The following is a 17123-nucleotide window of genomic DNA, read 5'->3' as shown; positions in this document are numbered from 1 at the left end:
GTGGTGACGGTGGCCAGCGCCTCGACGTGGCCGTGCGGGCCGCACAGCGGCCACCACCGGGGCAGCGGTGGTGGCGTGGCAGAATTGCTTTTCGCGCCGTGGCTGGCAGGCTGCTGGCCAGCACCAGCACCAGCACCAGCACCAGCACTGTGCGGCCCGGTGGCGTGGCTAGTGCCGGCGGCAGCAGCTCGCTACCCGGCGCCAGCGGCGCCGCTCGTCCCTCACGATAGATCGGCGGTGATGCACCTGGGCGCCCGCCAGCGGGCCGCAGGCGCGCCCCTCGATGCGCACCAGGTGGTGACGGTGGAGGGCATCGGGAGCCGGTGCGACGCCGTTCGCCCCTCGCCTTTGGATGCACACCAGGTGGTGACGGTGGCCAGCGCCTCGACGTGACCGTGCGGGCCGCACAGCGGCCGCTACCGGGGCGGCGGTGGCGGCGTGGTAGAGCTGCCTTTCGCGCCGTGGCTGGCGGGCTGCTGGCCAGCACCAGGACCATGCGGCCCGGTGGCGTAGCTAGGGCCAGCGGCAGCAGCTCGCCACCCGGCGCCAGCGGCGCCGTTCGTCCTTCACGATAGATTGGCGGTGATGCACCTGAGCGCCCGCCAGCGGGCCGCAGGCGCGCCGGCCGGCACGCACCAGGTGGGTGCCGGTGGCCAGCGTCTCAGCGTGGCCGTGTGGGCCGCACAGCGGCCGCTACCGGGGCAGCGGCGGCGGCGTGGCAGAGCTTCTTTTCGCGCGCTCAAGGCGGGTGCGCTGGTGTCAGCACTAAGCACCAAAGCGAGGGCGAAGCATCGGATTTCCTTGTTTTTGGCGAGATTATTTGAATGATTCAAAGCGCTGGGTTTGAGGCGCCATTGGCGGCGTTCATCGGCTGCAATCCCTTGTTTCTTCGTCAGCGCTGGTGCCAGGTGTCACCAATGTCACCAGATCGAAACCGCCGTCACCACGGATTTTTGGTGACGCGCTATCCCTTGATTTAGAGCGGCTGGCGGTGCTTATCCACAGGCTGTCACCAGTGTCACCAGATTTTTAAAACGACTCCCGTGACGAAGTGAGAAAAATATGGTCGGATACGGGAAGACAATCAGGATATTTGAATGCACTGATCCACCCTGCTCAGGGCCTTCCTGGTGCTACAGCCGGGGGTAACTCGCACCCCGTTCAAAAACTACTCACGGGTCTTTCCCCCGGCGGCTATGCCGTGGCGGAGGATCGTTGTCCGGCGGTGCGGTCGGCAGGGCGCGGCCCACCCTGGTGCCGTCATCCCGGGCGCCTCCGGGGCGGCGGGTCCTTCCAGGGTGGGATGCACGGGGGTCATTCACGCCCCGATTCATTTCTAGACAAAAGGGCTCCTAGGGTTAGTTAATTACCGACTGGTAGGTAGAGCGTGGGGCTATCTTGTCGTGGGGTGTCTGCGTTCTGCTCGAGGGCCGATATCGGCAATGGGGGCCTCGCCCGCTCAAGGCAGTGGATGAGGCCTTTTGTCAGCCTATGCGAGCCCACGGGCGGTCCGAGTAGATGAACGTGGCCCCGGCGAAGCCAGCGGGCGGCTTGGGCGCCAAAGACAGCATCATGATGCTGCCGTTCGCTATATGCCGTCTGGCATTCTCGGCTTCGTTCTCGCGTACACGCGGGTCGGCAAGGCGGATTCGGTCCCGCGCCTGGCTAGTCATCTCTGAAGGGGCGCAGGATGGGTTGACGCATCCATAAGAATGGATGTCGTGGCCTCGTTGAAAGTCAACGGCGGGCTGATCGCAGAGTGGGCAAGAGGACGGGATTTGTTGCATGGCTGCTTGCACTGGAGTTGAGGGAGCCCCATCGTAAGGGGCTCGCTGGCAATTCGAGTTCATCGGGCCATGTCCGAGCCCCCCCGTCTGATCTCTGGGGCGTTCGGTCACCTGACCGTTCGTCCCGTGGATTTTTCGTGTGCGCAGGTTTTGGGGGGGAGGGGGGTCATGCCGGGCGGCCACGGCAGGGAGGGGGCATCGAAAGTCTGGAGGCCTGCCGGCCCGGGACCGTTCGTTCAGGCTCGCTTTATAGAGCCGCCATTTTCAGAGAGGGGGGGGTGAAAATTGCGGCCCCTTGGCTGGCCAAAAGTGAGTCCGGATGACATTGGGCGCCCCCTGCTCGCCGTTCGGCGCGCCTGGTGCGTGCCAAAGGCTTGGCCCGGTACCGTTCGCAGCCGGGATCGGTTTTTGGCGTGTGAGCGCGATGGAAAGCCCCCCTCGCAGCAGGGCGCTTCGTGGCTTGGCCAAACCCTCACGCTGCCTGGCCGTTGTCGAATGGCAGGACCTTGGCTCCGCGTTTCAGCTCGTCCAGGTAGTCGGCCCAGCGCTGCATCATCTCGCGGCGCTGCGGCAGGTGGGCAGTGCGGTTGTAGGCGCGGCCGAGCGGATCCTTGACCGCGTGCGCGAGCTGGGCCTCGATGATGGCCGGCGGGAAGCCCAGTACCTCGTCCAGGATGGTGCGGGCCATGGCGCGGAAGCCGTGACCGGTCATGGTCTCGTTGTCGTAACCGAGTCGGCGAAGGCCGGCGTTGATGGTGTTGTCGCTCATGGGCCGGGTTGGGGTGCGCACGCCGGGGAACAGATACCGGCCGGTGCCGGTGAGCGCCAGCAGCTCGCGCAGGATGGTCACCGCCTGGCTCGGCAGCGGCACGAGGTGCGCCGGCCCCGCGGCCTTACCTTCCTTGGTGCGCTTCATGCGGCCGCCCGGGATCTCCCACGTGGCGCCGTCCAGGTCGAACTCTGGCCACTCGGCCAGGCGCAATTCGCCCGGGCGCTGGAACAGCAGCGGCGCCAACTGGAGGGCGCAGGTGACAGGGAAGGTGCCGGTGTAACCGTCGATGGCGCGTAGCAGCTCGCCCACCTTGGCTGGCTCAGTGATCGCCGCGAAGTGCCGCTTCTGTACCGGTGGCAGGGCACCGCGCAAGTCGGCGGTGATGTCCCGCTCTGCGCGGCCGGTGGCCACCGCATAGCGCATCGCCTGGCCGATGTTGTCGCGCAAGCGGTGTGCCGTTTCCAGCGTGCCGCGGCGCTCGACCCGGCGCAGCACCTCCAGCACCTCGGCCGGCTTCAGGTCGGCGGTGGGCTTGCCACCGATCCAAGGGAAGGCGTTTGCTTCCAGGCGGCGCAGGATGCGCTCGCCGTGGCTGGGCGACCAGGTGCCGGCGTACTTCGCGTGCCATTCGCGTGCCACCAGTTCGAAGCTGTTCGCCTCGCGCTGCGCCCTGGTGCTCTTGGCGGCCTGGCGGTGAGCGCTCGGGTCAATGCCATCGGCCAGCAGCCGGCGGGCCTCGTCGCGGCGCTCGCGGGCTTCGCGCAAGCCGACCTCGGGGTAGGTGCCCAGGGACAGCATCTTTTCCTTGCCGCCGAGGCGGTACTTCAGGCGCCACCACTTGCCGCCGCTGGGGGCGACCCACAGCAGCAGGCCGTCGGCGTCATACAGCTTGACGGGCTTCTCGCCTGGCCTGGCGTTCTTGATGGCGGTGTCGGTGAGCGGCATTTTGGGGCTATCTGGGGGTAACTATTTCGAGGCCGGAAAGTTACCCCGAAAGTTACCCCCAAAATGTTTGGGCTGTAAAGAAACACCCCGGAACGCCGTGGGACGTTAAATCCCGTGAAACCAAAGAAAAAGCCCGGATATACCGGGCTTCTGGAACGTCCAGGATTAACCTGGAACGAGTAATTGGTGGAGCCGGCGGGAATCGAACCCGCGTCCGCAAGCCCTCCACAGAGAGTTCTACATACTTAGTTCTGTCATTTGATTTAACCGGTGCATCGCGGACGAACACGCTCTACAACGGCGAGTCACTAGGTTTTCGTCCCCTGGTTCGTGACTCACCCGGGGCTTATCTGACGTAAATGACCTCGCGTAGTCTTGCGACTCTAGCCCGTCAGCGAGCCAGTGCGAGGACGGCCGCAATTAAGCGGCCAGTGCGTAACGTTCGTCGTTAGCAGTTATTGCATTCCCATTGATTAACGAGGTGACGGGTCCTCGGTATGCCCTCCACTGCTTTGTAACCCACGTCGAAACCAGGTCGGCCCCGTGTGAACTGCTTGAACAGTGTCAAGAGATGGAATTGTACTCCGTTGGCGCCCCGAAGGGTAGGCCGCGTCCCGGCGCCGCCCGCAGGCTAGCGCCGCGCGGCCGGCGTCAGCAGGGCGATCAGCTCGCTCGGATGGCGCACGAGGTAGTCGGCGCCCCATTCCTCGGGCGGCTCGCCGTCGCCGCAGTAGCCGTAGGCGGCGGTGATGGTGGCCATGCCGGCCGCCTTGCCGGCCTGGATGTCGCGCAGGTCGTCGCCCACGTACACGCAGCGCGCGGGAGCCACGCCGCTGACTTCGGCGGCGTGCAGCAGCGGGGCGGGGTGGGGCTTGGCGTGCGCCGTGGTGTCACCGCTGACCACCGCCGAGGCGCGCGGCGCCAGGCCGATGGCGGCCACCAGCGGCGCGGTGAAGCGGGTGACCTTGTTGGTGACGATGCCCCAGCGGATGCCGGCGGCCTCGAGCGCGTCCAGCACTTCGCCCATGCCGTCGAACAGGTGCGTGTGCACGGCGATGTCGGCCTCGTAGTAGTCGAGGAAGGTGTCGCGCAGGGCGGGGAACTCGGGGTCGGCCGGGCTCTTGCCGAAGGCCGCGCCGATCAGGCCGCGCGCGCCGTGCGAGGCCACCGGGCGGAGCTTTTCATAGGCTACCGGCGGGTGGCCGTGCTCGACGACGAGGCGGTTGGCGGCCGCGGCGAGATCCGGGGCGGTGTCGGCCAGGGTGCCGTCGAGATCGAAGAAGACTGCGTCGAAGGTCTGCATGGTCAGGCGGGCCGGCGCAATGCCATCAGGTAGTTCACGTCGGTGTCGGAGCCCAGCGCGTAGACGCGGGTCAGCGGGTTGTAGGTCATGCCGCGCATCTCGATCAGTTCGAGCCCGGCGTTGCGGGCGTAGCGGGCCAGTTCCGACGGCGTGATGAACTTGTCGTAGTCGTGCGTGCCGCGCGGCAGCATCTTGAGCACGTACTCGGCGCCGACCACGGCCAGCAGGTAGGCCTTGAGGTTGCGGTTGATGGTGGAGAAGAACACGGTGCCGCCGGGCCGCACCAGCGTGGCGCAGGCGCGCACGACCGATTGCGGATCGGGCACGTGCTCGAGCATTTCCATGCAGGTCACTACGTCGAAGCCGGCGGGCATGCGCGCGGCCAGCGCTTCGGCGGCGATCTCCTCGTAAGTCACGGCTACGCCGGACTCCAGGCTGTGCAGGTCGGCCACGCGCAGCGCCTTGGTGGACAGGTCGATGCCGCGCACGGTGGCGCCGCTGCGCGCCATGCTCTCGGCCAGGATGCCGCCGCCGCAGCCGACGTCGACCACCTGCTTGCCGCTCAGGCCGGCAATGCCGTCGATCCAGCCCAGGCGCAGCGGGTTGAGCTCGTGCAGCGGCTTGAACTCGCTTTCCGGGTCCCACCAGCGGTGGGCCAGTTCGCTGAACTTGTCGATTTCGCGGGCGTCGGCGTTCTTGCCGAGCAGGGTGGTTTCCAGGGTGGGGTGGTGCGGCGTGGAGATCTGCGTCATGGAGTTTGGCGCGCGGCCGGTGCGGCGGCGTGAAAGCGGAGGGTATTGCGGCACTGTATCAAAAAAAAAGCCCAGCTTGCGCTGGGCTTTTCTTCATCGGAAGGAATCCGATTAACGTGCGCTGCGGGTGCCGACCACTTCGACTTCCACGCGGCGGTTCGGCTGCTGGCAGGCGATCTGGGCCTTGCGGGTACCCTTGCACGACTTCGGATCGACCTTCAGTTGGCGCTTGCCCTTGCCTTCCGTGTAGACACGGTTGGCTTCCACGCCCTTGCTCACCAGATAGGCCTTGACGGCTTCGGCACGACGGATCGACAGGCGATCGTTGTACTTGTCCGAACCGAACGAGTCGGTGTGGCCAACGGCGATGATGACTTCCAGGGTGATGCCGGACAGCTTGGAGGACAGGTCGTCCAGCTTGGCCTTGCCTTCGGGCTTCAGCACGGCCTTGTCGAAATCGAACAGGGTGTCGGCAGCGAAAGTGACCTTTTCGCTGGAGACGACCGGCGGAGCAACCGGAGCTTGCGGTTGAGCAACCGGAGCGGACGCCGGAGCCAGGGCGCCGTCGCACAGGGCGTTGGCGGTGGCCGGGGTCCACGAGCTATCGCGCCAGCAGAGCTCGTTCGTGCCGTTCTTCCACACGTACTCGCTCGTACCGTTGCCCCAGTTATCGTTCACAGCCTTCTTTTCGTAGGGGACGGACTGGGCTTGAGCGGATGCAGCCATTACTGCGGTAGCTGCAACGAGCGCGAGCTTGGCAAATTTTTTCATATTTCTCCTCTCAGGATGAGATCACCGCAGGGTTACTGCGAGCAAATGGACGGAAACAAGTCATACATTCTTCGGAGTATAACATTCTCGATGCGGTGTATGCTCCACTTCGAACAATGTCTGGCTCTTCGCTGGGGAATTGTGCCACAAGCCTCGTTTCCTAAGAAGTAAATATATTCGATTCAATCAATGGGTTTTGGGCCTGTGGTGTTTGTGCAACATGACCCTTGCGATGCCCGCAAACCCTTGCCTGGCCGGGCTTGCAGGTTTTCGGCGCGGGCTCCGCGCGGCCGTTCCGGGCCTCGCGCGAGGGCTGCCGCGCGGGGCCCCCGCGGCCGCGGGGGCGGGGTGCCGGGCATGTTAGAATGCCACGTTGCCCTGCTGTCAGACGCTCTCGCGGCGAATGGCGATTCACCGGGGCGCCTTCTGTTTAAATTCGCCGCATAACCCACGCCGCAATGGATCAATTCGCCAAAGAAACCCTTCCGGTCTCCCTCGAAGAGGAAATGCGCCGCTCCTATCTCGATTACGCGATGAGCGTGATTGTCGGGCGCGCGCTTCCCGACGTCCGGGATGGCCTGAAGCCGGTGCACCGGCGTGTGCTCTATGCGATGCATGAGCTGAACAACGACTGGAACCGGCCGTACAAGAAATCGGCGCGTATCGTGGGGGATGTGATCGGTAAGTACCACCCCCACGGCGACACTGCTGTATACGATACGATCGTCCGCATGGCGCAGAATTTTTCGCTGCGCTACATGCTCGTCGATGGCCAGGGGAATTTCGGCTCGGTGGACGGTGATAACGCGGCCGCCATGCGTTATACCGAAATCCGCCAGTCCAAGATCGCCCACGAGATGCTGCTGGACATCGACAAGGAAACTGTCGATTTCGGGCCGAATTATGACGGTTCCGAAAATGAGCCGCTGATTCTGCCGGCCCGCATCCCCAATCTGCTGATTAATGGTTCGTCGGGTATCGCGGTCGGCATGGCCACCAATATCCCGCCGCACAACCTCAACGAAGTGGTCGACGGCTGCCTGCACCTGCTGCGCAATCCGCAGGCCACGGTGGACGAGCTGATCGAGCTGATCCCGGCGCCGGACTTCCCGACCGCCGGCATCATCTACGGCATCCAGGGCGTGCGCGAGGGCTACCGCACCGGCCGCGGCCGCGTGGTGATGCGCGCCAAGACGCACTTCGAGGACATCGACCGCGGCCAGCGCCAGGCGATCATCGTCGACGAGCTGCCGTACCAGGTCAACAAGCGCACGCTGCTCGAGCGCATCGCCGAACTCGTCACCGACAAGAAGGTCGAGGGCATCTCGGACATCCGCGACGAGTCCGACAAGTCCGGCATGCGCGTGGTGGTCGAACTCAAGCGCAACGAAGTGCCGGAGGTGGTGCTCAACAACCTCTACAAGCACACCCAGCTGCAGGACACCTTCGGCATGAACATGGTGGCGCTGGTCGACGGCCAGCCGCGCCTGCTGAACCTGCGCCAGATGCTGGACTGCTTCCTGTCGCACCGGCGCGAGGTGGTCACCCGCCGCACCGTGTTCGAGCTGCGCAAGGCGCGCGAGCGCGGCCACGTGCTCGAAGGCCTGGCGGTGGCGCTGGCGAACATCGACGAATTCATCGCCATCATCAAGGCCGCGCCGACCCCGCCGATCGCCAAGCAGGGCCTGATGGCCAAGGCCTGGGATTCGAGCCTGGTGCGCGAGATGCTGTCGCGCGCCGAGAGCGAGACCCCGGGCGGCCGCGCGTCCTACCGCCCGGACGGCCTGCCGGCCATCTTCGGCATGCAGGGCGACGGCCTGTACCGCCTGTCCGACTCGCAGGCGCAGGAAATCCTGCAGATGCGCCTGCAGCGCCTGACCGGCCTGGAACAGGACAAGATCGTCCAGGAATACCGCGACATCATGGCGGAAATCGCCGACCTGCTCGACATCCTGTCGCGGCCCGAGCGCATCAGCACCATCATCGTCGACGAACTGACCGCGATCCGCGCCGAATTCGGCGACGCGCGTCGCTCGCACATCGAGCTCAACGCGACCGAGCTCGACACCGAGGACCTGATCACGCCGCAGGACATGGTGGTGACGCTGTCGCACAGCGGCTACATGAAGAGCCAGCCGATCTCCGAGTACCGCGCGCAGAAGCGCGGCGGGCGCGGCAAGCAGGCCACCGCCACCAAGGAAGACGACTGGATCGACACGCTGTTCGTGGCCAACACCCACGACTACATCCTGTGCTTCTCGAACCGCGGCCGCCTGTACTGGCTCAAGGTGTACGAGGTGCCGCAGGGCTCGCGCAATTCGCGCGGCCGGCCGATCGTCAACATGTTCCCGCTGTCCGACGGCGAGAAGATCAACGTCATCCTGCCGGTGCGCCAGTTTGACGCAGAGCATTTCATCTTCATGAGCACCGCGCGCGGCACCGTGAAGAAGACCGCGCTGACCGAGTTCTCCAACCCGCGCAAGGCCGGCATCATCGCGGTGGACCTCGACGAGGGCGACTACCTCGTGGGCGCCGCCGTCACCGACGGCCAGCACGACGTGATGCTGTTCTCGGACGCCGGCAAGGCCGTGCGCTTCGACGAGAACGACGTGCGCCCGATGGGCCGCCAGGCGCGCGGCGTGCGCGGCATGAACCTGGAAGACAGCCAGAGCGTGATCGCCATGCTGGTGGCGCCGGCCGAGACCAGCGAGCAGGCCGGCTCGGTCGGCAGCGTGCTGACCGCCACCGAGAACGGCTACGGCAAACGCACGCCGATCTCCGAATACACTCGACACGGCCGTGGCACCAAGGGCATGATTGCGATCCAGACGAGCGAGCGCAACGGCCGCGTGGTGGCCGCGGCGCTGGTATCGCCGGACGACGAGATCATGCTGATCACGACCGGTGGCGTGCTGATCCGTACTCGCGTGGCGGAGATTCGCGAAATGGGCCGCGCCACGCAGGGTGTGACGCTGATCAACGTGGATGAAGGCACCAAGCTGTCGGGGCTGCAGCGGATCGTCGAGAGCGATGCCGACAATGGCGTCGCGGGTGACGAATCCGACGCGGCCGGGACGGACGGCGCCGAAGGTGCCGCGCAGGGCGAGCAGGCCGGTGCGCCGGGCGGCACCGAAGCGGGCACGCCGGACACGGGATCGGATTCGTAAATTGTTGCAACATTGGACCGCGGCGCCGGAACTCGATTGCCGGCTGCGGGACTAAAACGGACATATTCAAGGGAGTCACAATGCTCAAGACCTATCGACGTATCGCTGTTCTGGCTGCCTTCGTGCCGGCCATGATGCTGGCTGGCGCGGCGCATGCCCAGGCTCAGGACGCGGACAAGACCGCTGCCATCAAGGAACTGCTGACGGTGATGCAGGCCGACCAGGCCGTGAAGGGCCAGGCCGACAACTGGCAGCAGGGCGCCAAGCAGGAAGCGCCGATGGTCCTGGAACAGGTGCTCGTCGAGAACAAGACGCTCAACGACAAGCAGAAGCAGGCCGCCGTCGACAAGCTCAAGAAGAACGGCGCGGTGCAGCGCATGGTGGACGGCGCGGGCCAGGCCTTCACCACCGATGGCTTCAAGAGCGACGCCATCAAGGCGCACTACGACGCCTTCGCCAAGTACTACAGCGCGCAGGAAATCCGCGACCTGACCACCTTCCTGAAGTCGCCCACCGGCCAGAAGTTCATGGCCAACCAGGGCAAGGCGACCCAGGAGATCTGGGGCTCGATGATGCAGAAGTACGGCCCGCAGGTCGGCAAGTCGATGCGCGACGCCGCCGAGAAGGAAATCGCCGCCGCTTCGAAGTAAGCCGGCAAGCCGCGCCGCGGGGAGCGGGGCGCCGCCCCGGTCTCCCCATCGCGGTGCGGGTTTGAGGGATAATGGCTGCTTGGTTTACACCGGCAGCCATTTTTCATTTCTACTTCCATGAACGAACCCCAGAATCCAGCACTTGCCGCCATGATGCAGCGCGCCGTGGCCGAGCGTGTCTATAACTTCTCGCCCGGTCCGGCGGCGCTGCCGACCGAGGTGCTGCTGCAGGCGGCCGAGGAGATGCTGTCGTGGCACGGCACGGGGGTGTCGGTCATGGAGATGAGCCACCGCAGCCGCGAGTTCGAGAGCATCCACGCCGAGGCGCTGGCCGGCCTGCGCGAGCTGCTGCGCGTGCCGAAGAACTTCCGCATCCTGTTCCTGCAGGGCGGCGCCATCGGCGAGAACGCGATCGTGCCGCTGAACCTGATGCGCCGCGTGCATGCCGAGCGCCCCAAGGCCGATTTCGTCGTCACCGGCAGCTGGTCGGTGAAGTCCGAGCAGGAAGCGCGCCGCTATGGCGAGGTCAACATCGCCGCCACCAGCGCCGCGCAGAAGTTCACGCGCATCCCCGACGTGTCCGAGTGGAAGCTGTCCGACGACGCGGCCTACGTGCACCTGTGCACCAACGAGACCATCGGCGGCGTCGAGTTCCACACCGTGCCCGACATCGGTCAGAGCCGCGACGGCGGCCCGGTGGTGGTGGCCGACGTCTCCAGCCACATCCTGTCGCGCGCGGTGGACTGGTCGCGCATCCAGGTGGCCTACGGCGGCGCGCAGAAGAACATCGGCCCGGCCGGCGTGACCATCGTGATCGTGCGCGAGGACCTGCTCGGCCACGCGCATCCGCTGTGCCCGTCCGCGTTCGACTGGCGCCTGGTGGCCGAGCACAATTCGATGTACAACACGCCGCCGACCTACGCCATCTACATCGCCGGGCTGGTCTTCAAGTGGCTCAAGGCCCAGGGCGGCGTGGACGCGATCGAGCAGCGCAACATCGCCAAGGCGGACGCCCTGTACCGCTTCCTCGACCAGAGCGCGTTCTACCGCAACGAGATCGACCCGGCCTGCCGCTCGCGCATGAACGTGCCGTTCTTCCTCGCCGACGAGTCGCGCAACGACGCCTTCCTGGCGGGCGCGCGCGCCAACGGCCTGGTGCAGCTCAAGGGCCACAAGTCGGTCGGCGGCATGCGCGCCAGCCTCTACAACGCCATGCCGCTCGACGGCGTGCTGGCGCTGATCGAGTACATGCGCGAGTTCGAGCGCAGCGCGGCCTGAGCGTTGTCCCCGGCCTGGCGCGGCGCAGCCCGCGCCGTGCCGCGCGCCCGCGCCCAGGCGTGAGCCGGGAGGGCGCCAGGATGGTGCCGAACGGGCGCAAACCGGTCTTTTTCAGAGCCGCCTTGCAAGGAGGCGGCGCAGCGGATCCATACGATGACAAACCAAGACAAGCACAGTGCGCGGGCGGCGGCGCCGCAGGACAACGCCGCGGCCGAGAAGGCGCTCGGCGTCGAGCTGACGCCGCTGCGCGAGCAGATCGACGCGCTCGACCGCGAACTGCTCTCGATGCTCAACCGCCGCGCGCAGCTCGCCCTCGACGTGGGCGAGGTCAAGAAGAAGTACGGCGCGCCGGTGTTCCGCCCGGAGCGCGAGCTGCAGGTGATCCGCAAGGTGCAGGGCGCCAATCCGGGCCCGCTGCTCGACGACAGCGTGGCCTCGATCTGGCGCGAGGTGATGTCGGCCTGCCGCGGGCTGGAGAAGCCGCTCGAAGTGGCCTTCCTGGGGCCGGCCGGCACCTTCTCCGAGCAGGCGCTGTATGCGCATTTCGGCCATGAGGTGAGCGGCGTGCCGTGCCCGAGCATCGACGAGGTGTTCCGCGCGGTGGAAGCCGGCACCGTCGAGTACGGCGTGGTGCCGGTGGAAAACTCCACCGAGGGCGCGGTGTCGCGCACGCTCGACCTGTTCCTGCAGACCTCGCTCAAGATCAGCGGCGAGATCGCGCTCAAGGTGCACCACAACCTGATGGCGTCGTCGCCCGACATGCAGGGCGTGACCGTGGTGCGCGCCCACGCGCAGGCGCTGGCGCAGTGCCAGCACTGGCTCACGGCCAACTATCCGCACCTCGAGCGCCAGGCGGTGTCGAGCAACGCGGAGGCCGCGCGCATGGCCAGCGAGGACCCGACCTCCGCGGCCATCGCCGGCGAGTCGGCGGCCAACCGCTATCACCTGCACATGGTGCGCACGCATATCCAGGACGACCCGCACAACCGCACCCGCTTCGCGGTGATCGGGCGCTACGAGACCGAGCCCTCGGGCAGCGACCAGACCTCGATGATCCTGTCGGTGCCGAACAAGGCCGGCGCGGTCTACCAGCTGCTCGCGCCGCTGGCCGACAACGGCGTGTCGATGTGCCGCTTCGAGTCGCGCCCGGCGCGCAGCGGCGCGTGGGAGTACTACTTCTACGTCGACGTGGAAGGCCACCAGAACGATGCCGCGGTGGCGCGCGCGCTGGAGGAACTGCGCCGCAACGCGGCCTATTTCAAGGTGCTGGGCTCGTACCCGTCCAGCAAGTAAGGCCGGGACGGCAGGCAGGCAGACGGCAGGCAGATGGCAGCATAGCGGCCGGGCAGCGACCGGCAAGGAGTCGACATGGCAGAGCAGGGCAGGCAGTTCGGTCCCGAGTACGTGCGGGCGATTTCACCCTACGTGGCGGGCAAGCCGATTTCCGAGGTGGCGCGCGAGTTCGGCCTGGACGAAGCCGCCATCGTCAAGCTGGCCTCGAACGAGAACCCGCTCGGCATGCCCGAGTCCGCCCGCACCGCCATCGCCGCCGCGGTGGCCGAGTTGGGCCGCTACCCCGACGCCAACGGCTTCGGACTGAAGGCCGCGCTGTCGGCCCGCTTCGGCGTGCCGGCCGACTGGCTCACGCTGGGCAACGGCAGCAACGACATCCTCGAGATCGCCGCGCACGCGCTGGTCAGGCCGGGCGAGTCGATCGTCTATGCCGAGCACTCGTTCGCGGTGTACGCGCTCGCCACGCAGGAAGTCGGCGCGCGCGCGATCGAGGTCAAGGCGCGCGACTACGGCCACGACCTGGACGCGATGGCCGCCGCGATCGCGCCGGACACGCGCCTGGTCTTCATCGCCAATCCCAACAACCCGACCGGCACCTTCCTGCCAGCGGCCGCCATCGAGGCCTTCCTGGCCAGGGTGCCGGCCAATGTGGTGGTGGTGCTGGACGAGGCCTACAACGAATACCTGGACGACGCCCAGCAGTACGACTCGGTGGCGTGGGTGCGCCGATACCCGAACCTGCTGGTCTCGCGCACCTTCTCCAAGGCCTACGGGCTGGCCGGGCTGCGCGTCGGCTACGCGGTGGCGCAGCCGGCGCTGACCGACCTGCTCAACCGCATCCGCCAGCCGTTCAACGTCAACAGCCTGGCCCAGGCGGCGGCCATCGCGGCGCTCGGCGACACCGCCTTCCTCAAGCGCAGCGCCGAGCTGAACCGCGCCGGCAAGGCGCAGCTGGTGGCCGCATTCGACCGGCTCGGCCTGCAATACGTGCCGTCCTCGGGCAATTTCGTGCTGGTGCGCGTGGGCCGCGACGACGGCGCCGGCGCGCGCGTCAACCTGGCGCTGCTCCGGCAGGGCGTGATCGTGCGGCCGGTCGGCAACTACAACCTGCCGCAATGGCTGCGCGTGACCATCGGCCTGCCGGAAGAGAACGCGGCCTTCATCACGGCGCTCGAGAAAGCGCTCGGATAGCCGGTCCCGCCCTCGTTTTTCTCCGCTTCGCGGCCGGTGCCCGCCCGATCGGCGCCGCCGCGGCCGGGCGGAGCGGATACAATGCCGGATTCCCGAACTTTCGTGCCTGGCAGCGTATTCCCGTGACCGATCCTGCGTCCGCTCCCTATTTTTCCCGTGTCGTCATCGTCGGCGTCGGCCTGATCGGCGGCTCGCTGGCGCTGGCGCTCAAGCGTGCCGGCGTGGTCGGCACGGTGGTCGGCGTGGGCCGCTCGCAGGCTTCGCTCGAGCGCGCGCTCAAGCTCGGCGTGATCGACGAGGCCGCCACGCTGGAAGAGGCCGCCAGGGGCGCCAGCGTGATCGTGCTGTGCGCGCCGGTGGCGCAGACCTTTGCGTTGCTCCATGCACTCGAGCCGCATATCGAGCCCGCCACCATCGTCACCGACGCGGGCAGCACCAAGTCCGACGTGATCGTGGCCGCCAAGACGGCGCTGGGCGACAAGGCCGCGCAGTTCGTGCCGGCGCATCCCATCGCGGGACGCGAGCTGAACGGCGTCGAGGCCGCGCTGGCCGATCTCTACGACGGCAAGCGCGCCGTGCTGTGCCCGCTGCAGGAAAACAGCCGCCTCGACGTGGCCGCCGTGCGCGCCATGTGGGAAACCGCGGGCGCGCACTGCGACGTGATGTCGGCCGTGCAGCACGATGCCGTGTTCGCCGCGGTCAGCCACCTGCCGCACCTGCTGTCCTACGCGCTGGTGGCGCAGGTGGCCAATGCCGAGGATGCCGCGCTCAAGCTCGATTTCGCCGGCGGCGGCTTCCGCGATTTCACGCGCATCGCCGCGTCCTCGCCCGAAATGTGGCGCGACATCTGCATCGGCAACCGCGAGGCCATGCTGAGCGAGCTGTCGACCTACCAGGCCATGCTCGCCCACCTGAAGACCCTGATCGAGAAAAGCGACGGCGCGGGCCTGGAGCGCATCTTCCAGCGCGCCAGCCGGGCGCGCCTGCAATGGGGCGCGCAGCGCGCGCCCGCCGTCAACGCCGAACCCTGACCGCCACCCACACCGCGGCGGCCCGCCACCGGCGGGGCGCCGCACAACCCGCTCGCAGATCATGGAACACCTCACGCTCGGTCCCCTCACCCGCGCCTCCGGCACGGTCCGCCTGCCCGGCTCCAAGAGCATCTCCAACCGCGTGCTGCTGCTGGCGGCGCTCGCCGAAGGCGAAACGCGCGTACGCGACCTGCTCGATTCCGACGACACCCGCGTGATGCTGCAGGCGCTGCGCACGCTCGGCGTGGAGTGGCGGCAGGAAGACGGCGCGTGCGTGGTGCGCGGCGCCGGTGGCAACTTCCCCAACAAGTCGGCCGACCTGTTCATGGGCAACGCCGGCACCGCGATCCGCCCGCTCACCGCGGCGCTGGCGCTGCAGGGCGGCAGCTACAAGCTGTCCGGCGTGCCGCGCATGCACGAGCGGCCGATCGGCGACCTCGTCGACGGCCTGCGCCAGATCGGCGCGAAGATCGACTACCTCGGCACCGAGGGCTATCCGCCGCTGCAGATCTCGCCGGCGCCGATCCGCATCGACGCGCCGATCCGCGTGCGCGGCGACGTCTCCAGCCAGTTTCTGACGGCGCTGCTGATGACGCTGCCGCTGGCCGACGCCGCCGCCGGCACCATCGAGATCGAGGTGATCGGCGAGCTGATTTCCAAGCCCTACATCGAGATCACGCTCAACCTGCTGGCGCGCTTCGGCATCGAGGTCCGGCGCGAAGGCTGGTCGCGCTTCATCGTGCCGGCGCGCGCGGCCTACCGCTCGCCCGGCGAGATCTTCGTCGAGGGCGATGCCTCGTCGGCCTCGTATTTCCTGGCGGCCGGCGCCATCGGCGGCGGCCCGCTGCGCGTGGAAGGCGTGGGCATGTCGAGCATCCAGGGCGACGTGAAGTTCGCCGAGGCGCTCAACCGCATGGGCGTCAACGTCATGGCCGGCGCCAACTGGATCGAGGTGCGCGGCACCGAGCGCGACGACGGCCGCCTGCGCGGCATCGAGCTCGACTGCAACCACATCCCGGACGCCGCCATGACGCTGGCGGTGGCGGCGCTGTTCGCCGACGGCCCGACCACGCTGACCAACATCGCGAGCTGGCGGGTCAAGGAAACCGACCGCATCGCCGCGATGGCCACCGAGCTGCGCAAGCTCGGCGTGGAAGTGGAGGAGGGCGCGGACTACCTGAAGGTGACGCCGCCGTCGCAATGGCAGACGCCGGCCGCCGGCATCGACACCTACGACGACCACCGCATGGCGATGTGCTTCTCGCTGGCCGCGTTCGGCCCGCTGCCGGTGCGCATCAACGAGCCGGGCTGCGTGGCCAAGACCTTCCCCGATTATTTCGAGGTATTCGCCTCTGTGACGCGCTGATCACCGCGCGCGCCCGTGCGCGCCTGCCCCAGTAGCGGCCGGCGGCGTAATGCGCCACAGTAAGAGGATGCGCCGCGCGGCGCCGGCCGGCACTCTTGGCACTCTTGTTAGGAAGATTGATTTTTGTCCTGTTTCAATAAGCAATGACTATCGTCGACGTCATCACAATCGACGGGCCCACCGCCTCCGGCAAGGGCACCGTAGCGCACAAGGTGGCCGATGCGCTCAGCTTCCACTTGCTGGACAGCGGGGCCCTGTACCGCCTGGTGGCGCTCGCCAGCGAGCGGGCGGGCATCGACGCGCAGGATGTCGAGGGGCTTGCAAAACTGGCCACCCGCCTCGATGTCAAGTTCGGCCCGGACCGGGTCTGGCTCGGCGGCGAGGAGGTCAGCCTGGCCATCCGCGCCGAGGCCACCGGCAACCGCGCCTCCGCCATCGCCGTGCACCAGCCGGTGCGCGACGCGCTGACGGCGCTGCAGCGCGGTTTCCGCAAGCTGCCCGGGCTGGTTGCCGACGGGCGCGACATGGGCACCGTGATTTTCCCGGACGCCCGCCTGAAGGTGTTCCTGACCGCAAGTGTCGAGGCGCGCGCTCGCAGGCGCTATAAACAATTGATTGATAAGGGAATTTCTGCTAATATCGAAGACCTTTTGCGTGACCTCGAGTCGCGCGACCTGCGGGATCGCACCCGCACGGCCGCGCCGCTGCGTCCCGCAACGGATGCGCGGCTGCTCGACACCTCCGAGATGACGGTGGATCAGGCAGTGGCGCAGGTGCTGGAGTGGTACGCCGCGCAGGGTTGCTGACCCGCGCGCCC

At 67.2% G+C, this 17123-nt stretch carries 12 protein-coding genes and 1 other RNA gene; 8 read left to right on the top strand and 5 right to left on the bottom strand.

The window, feature by feature from the left end:
- Nucleotides 1-2259: 2259 nt before the first annotated feature.
- The 5 genes from AC3WXD_RS14835 to ompA all read right to left on the bottom strand — a co-directional run bounded on the left by AC3WXD_RS14835 (nt 2260) and on the right by ompA (nt 6330).
- Nucleotides 2260-3504, bottom strand: coding sequence for a tyrosine-type recombinase/integrase (locus tag AC3WXD_RS14835; RefSeq protein ID WP_492324044.1), 1245 nt, complete (start codon nt 3502-3504; stop codon nt 2260-2262).
- A 184-nt stretch (nt 3505-3688) separates the two neighbouring features.
- Nucleotides 3689-4047, bottom strand: a transfer-messenger RNA (tmRNA) gene (gene ssrA, locus AC3WXD_RS14830).
- Between the two features lie 88 nt (nt 4048-4135).
- The gene (gph, locus tag AC3WXD_RS14825; RefSeq protein WP_020200972.1) at nt 4136-4807 is read right to left on the bottom strand and encodes a phosphoglycolate phosphatase; all 672 of its coding nucleotides are present in this window, start codon (nt 4805-4807) and stop codon (nt 4136-4138) included.
- A gap of 2 nt (nt 4808-4809) precedes the next feature.
- Complete coding sequence (ubiG, locus tag AC3WXD_RS14820; protein ID WP_492324043.1) at nt 4810-5559, bottom strand: bifunctional 2-polyprenyl-6-hydroxyphenol methylase/3-demethylubiquinol 3-O-methyltransferase UbiG; 750 nt, start codon at nt 5557-5559, stop codon at nt 4810-4812.
- Nucleotides 5560-5670: 111 nt separating this feature from the next.
- Complete coding sequence (gene ompA, locus AC3WXD_RS14815) at nt 5671-6330, bottom strand: outer membrane protein OmpA (RefSeq protein WP_029043179.1); 660 nt, start codon at nt 6328-6330, stop codon at nt 5671-5673.
- Nucleotides 6331-6788: 458 nt separating this feature from the next.
- Between ompA and gyrA the strand changes: the two genes are divergently transcribed.
- From gyrA to cmk, 8 genes are all read left to right on the top strand, one after another.
- Nucleotides 6789-9497, top strand: coding sequence for a DNA gyrase subunit A (gene gyrA / locus AC3WXD_RS14810; RefSeq protein ID WP_492324042.1), 2709 nt, complete (start codon nt 6789-6791; stop codon nt 9495-9497).
- 80 nt (nt 9498-9577) lie between these two features.
- Nucleotides 9578-10147, top strand: coding sequence for a DUF2059 domain-containing protein (locus AC3WXD_RS14805; RefSeq protein WP_029043181.1), 570 nt, complete (start codon nt 9578-9580; stop codon nt 10145-10147).
- 117 nt (nt 10148-10264) lie between these two features.
- A complete protein-coding gene (gene serC / locus AC3WXD_RS14800; protein ID WP_492324041.1) occupies nt 10265-11425 on the top strand; it encodes a 3-phosphoserine/phosphohydroxythreonine transaminase in 1161 nt (386 codons plus the stop codon).
- Between the two features lie 153 nt (nt 11426-11578).
- Complete coding sequence (gene pheA, locus AC3WXD_RS14795; RefSeq protein WP_020200978.1) at nt 11579-12718, top strand: prephenate dehydratase; 1140 nt, start codon at nt 11579-11581, stop codon at nt 12716-12718.
- A 75-nt stretch (nt 12719-12793) separates the two neighbouring features.
- On the top strand, nt 12794-13909 hold the full coding sequence (gene hisC, locus AC3WXD_RS14790) for a histidinol-phosphate transaminase (protein ID WP_492324040.1): 1116 nt from the start codon (nt 12794-12796) through the stop codon (nt 13907-13909).
- Nucleotides 13910-14031: 122 nt separating this feature from the next.
- A complete protein-coding gene (locus AC3WXD_RS14785) occupies nt 14032-14940 on the top strand; it encodes a prephenate dehydrogenase (protein ID WP_454731139.1) in 909 nt (302 codons plus the stop codon).
- Between the two features lie 61 nt (nt 14941-15001).
- Nucleotides 15002-16306, top strand: coding sequence for a 3-phosphoshikimate 1-carboxyvinyltransferase (gene aroA / locus AC3WXD_RS14780; RefSeq protein WP_059410790.1), 1305 nt, complete (start codon nt 15002-15004; stop codon nt 16304-16306).
- 143 nt (nt 16307-16449) lie between these two features.
- Entirely contained in the window at nt 16450-17112 is a 663-nt protein-coding gene (gene cmk / locus AC3WXD_RS14775; RefSeq protein ID WP_020200983.1) for a (d)CMP kinase, read from the top strand.
- Nucleotides 17113-17123 lie beyond the last annotated feature (11 nt).

This window comes from Cupriavidus sp. FW216-B1 (assembly GCF_058789195.1).
Note: the sequence above shows the minus strand (reverse complement) of the source record. Positions and strands in the feature narration are given on the sequence as shown.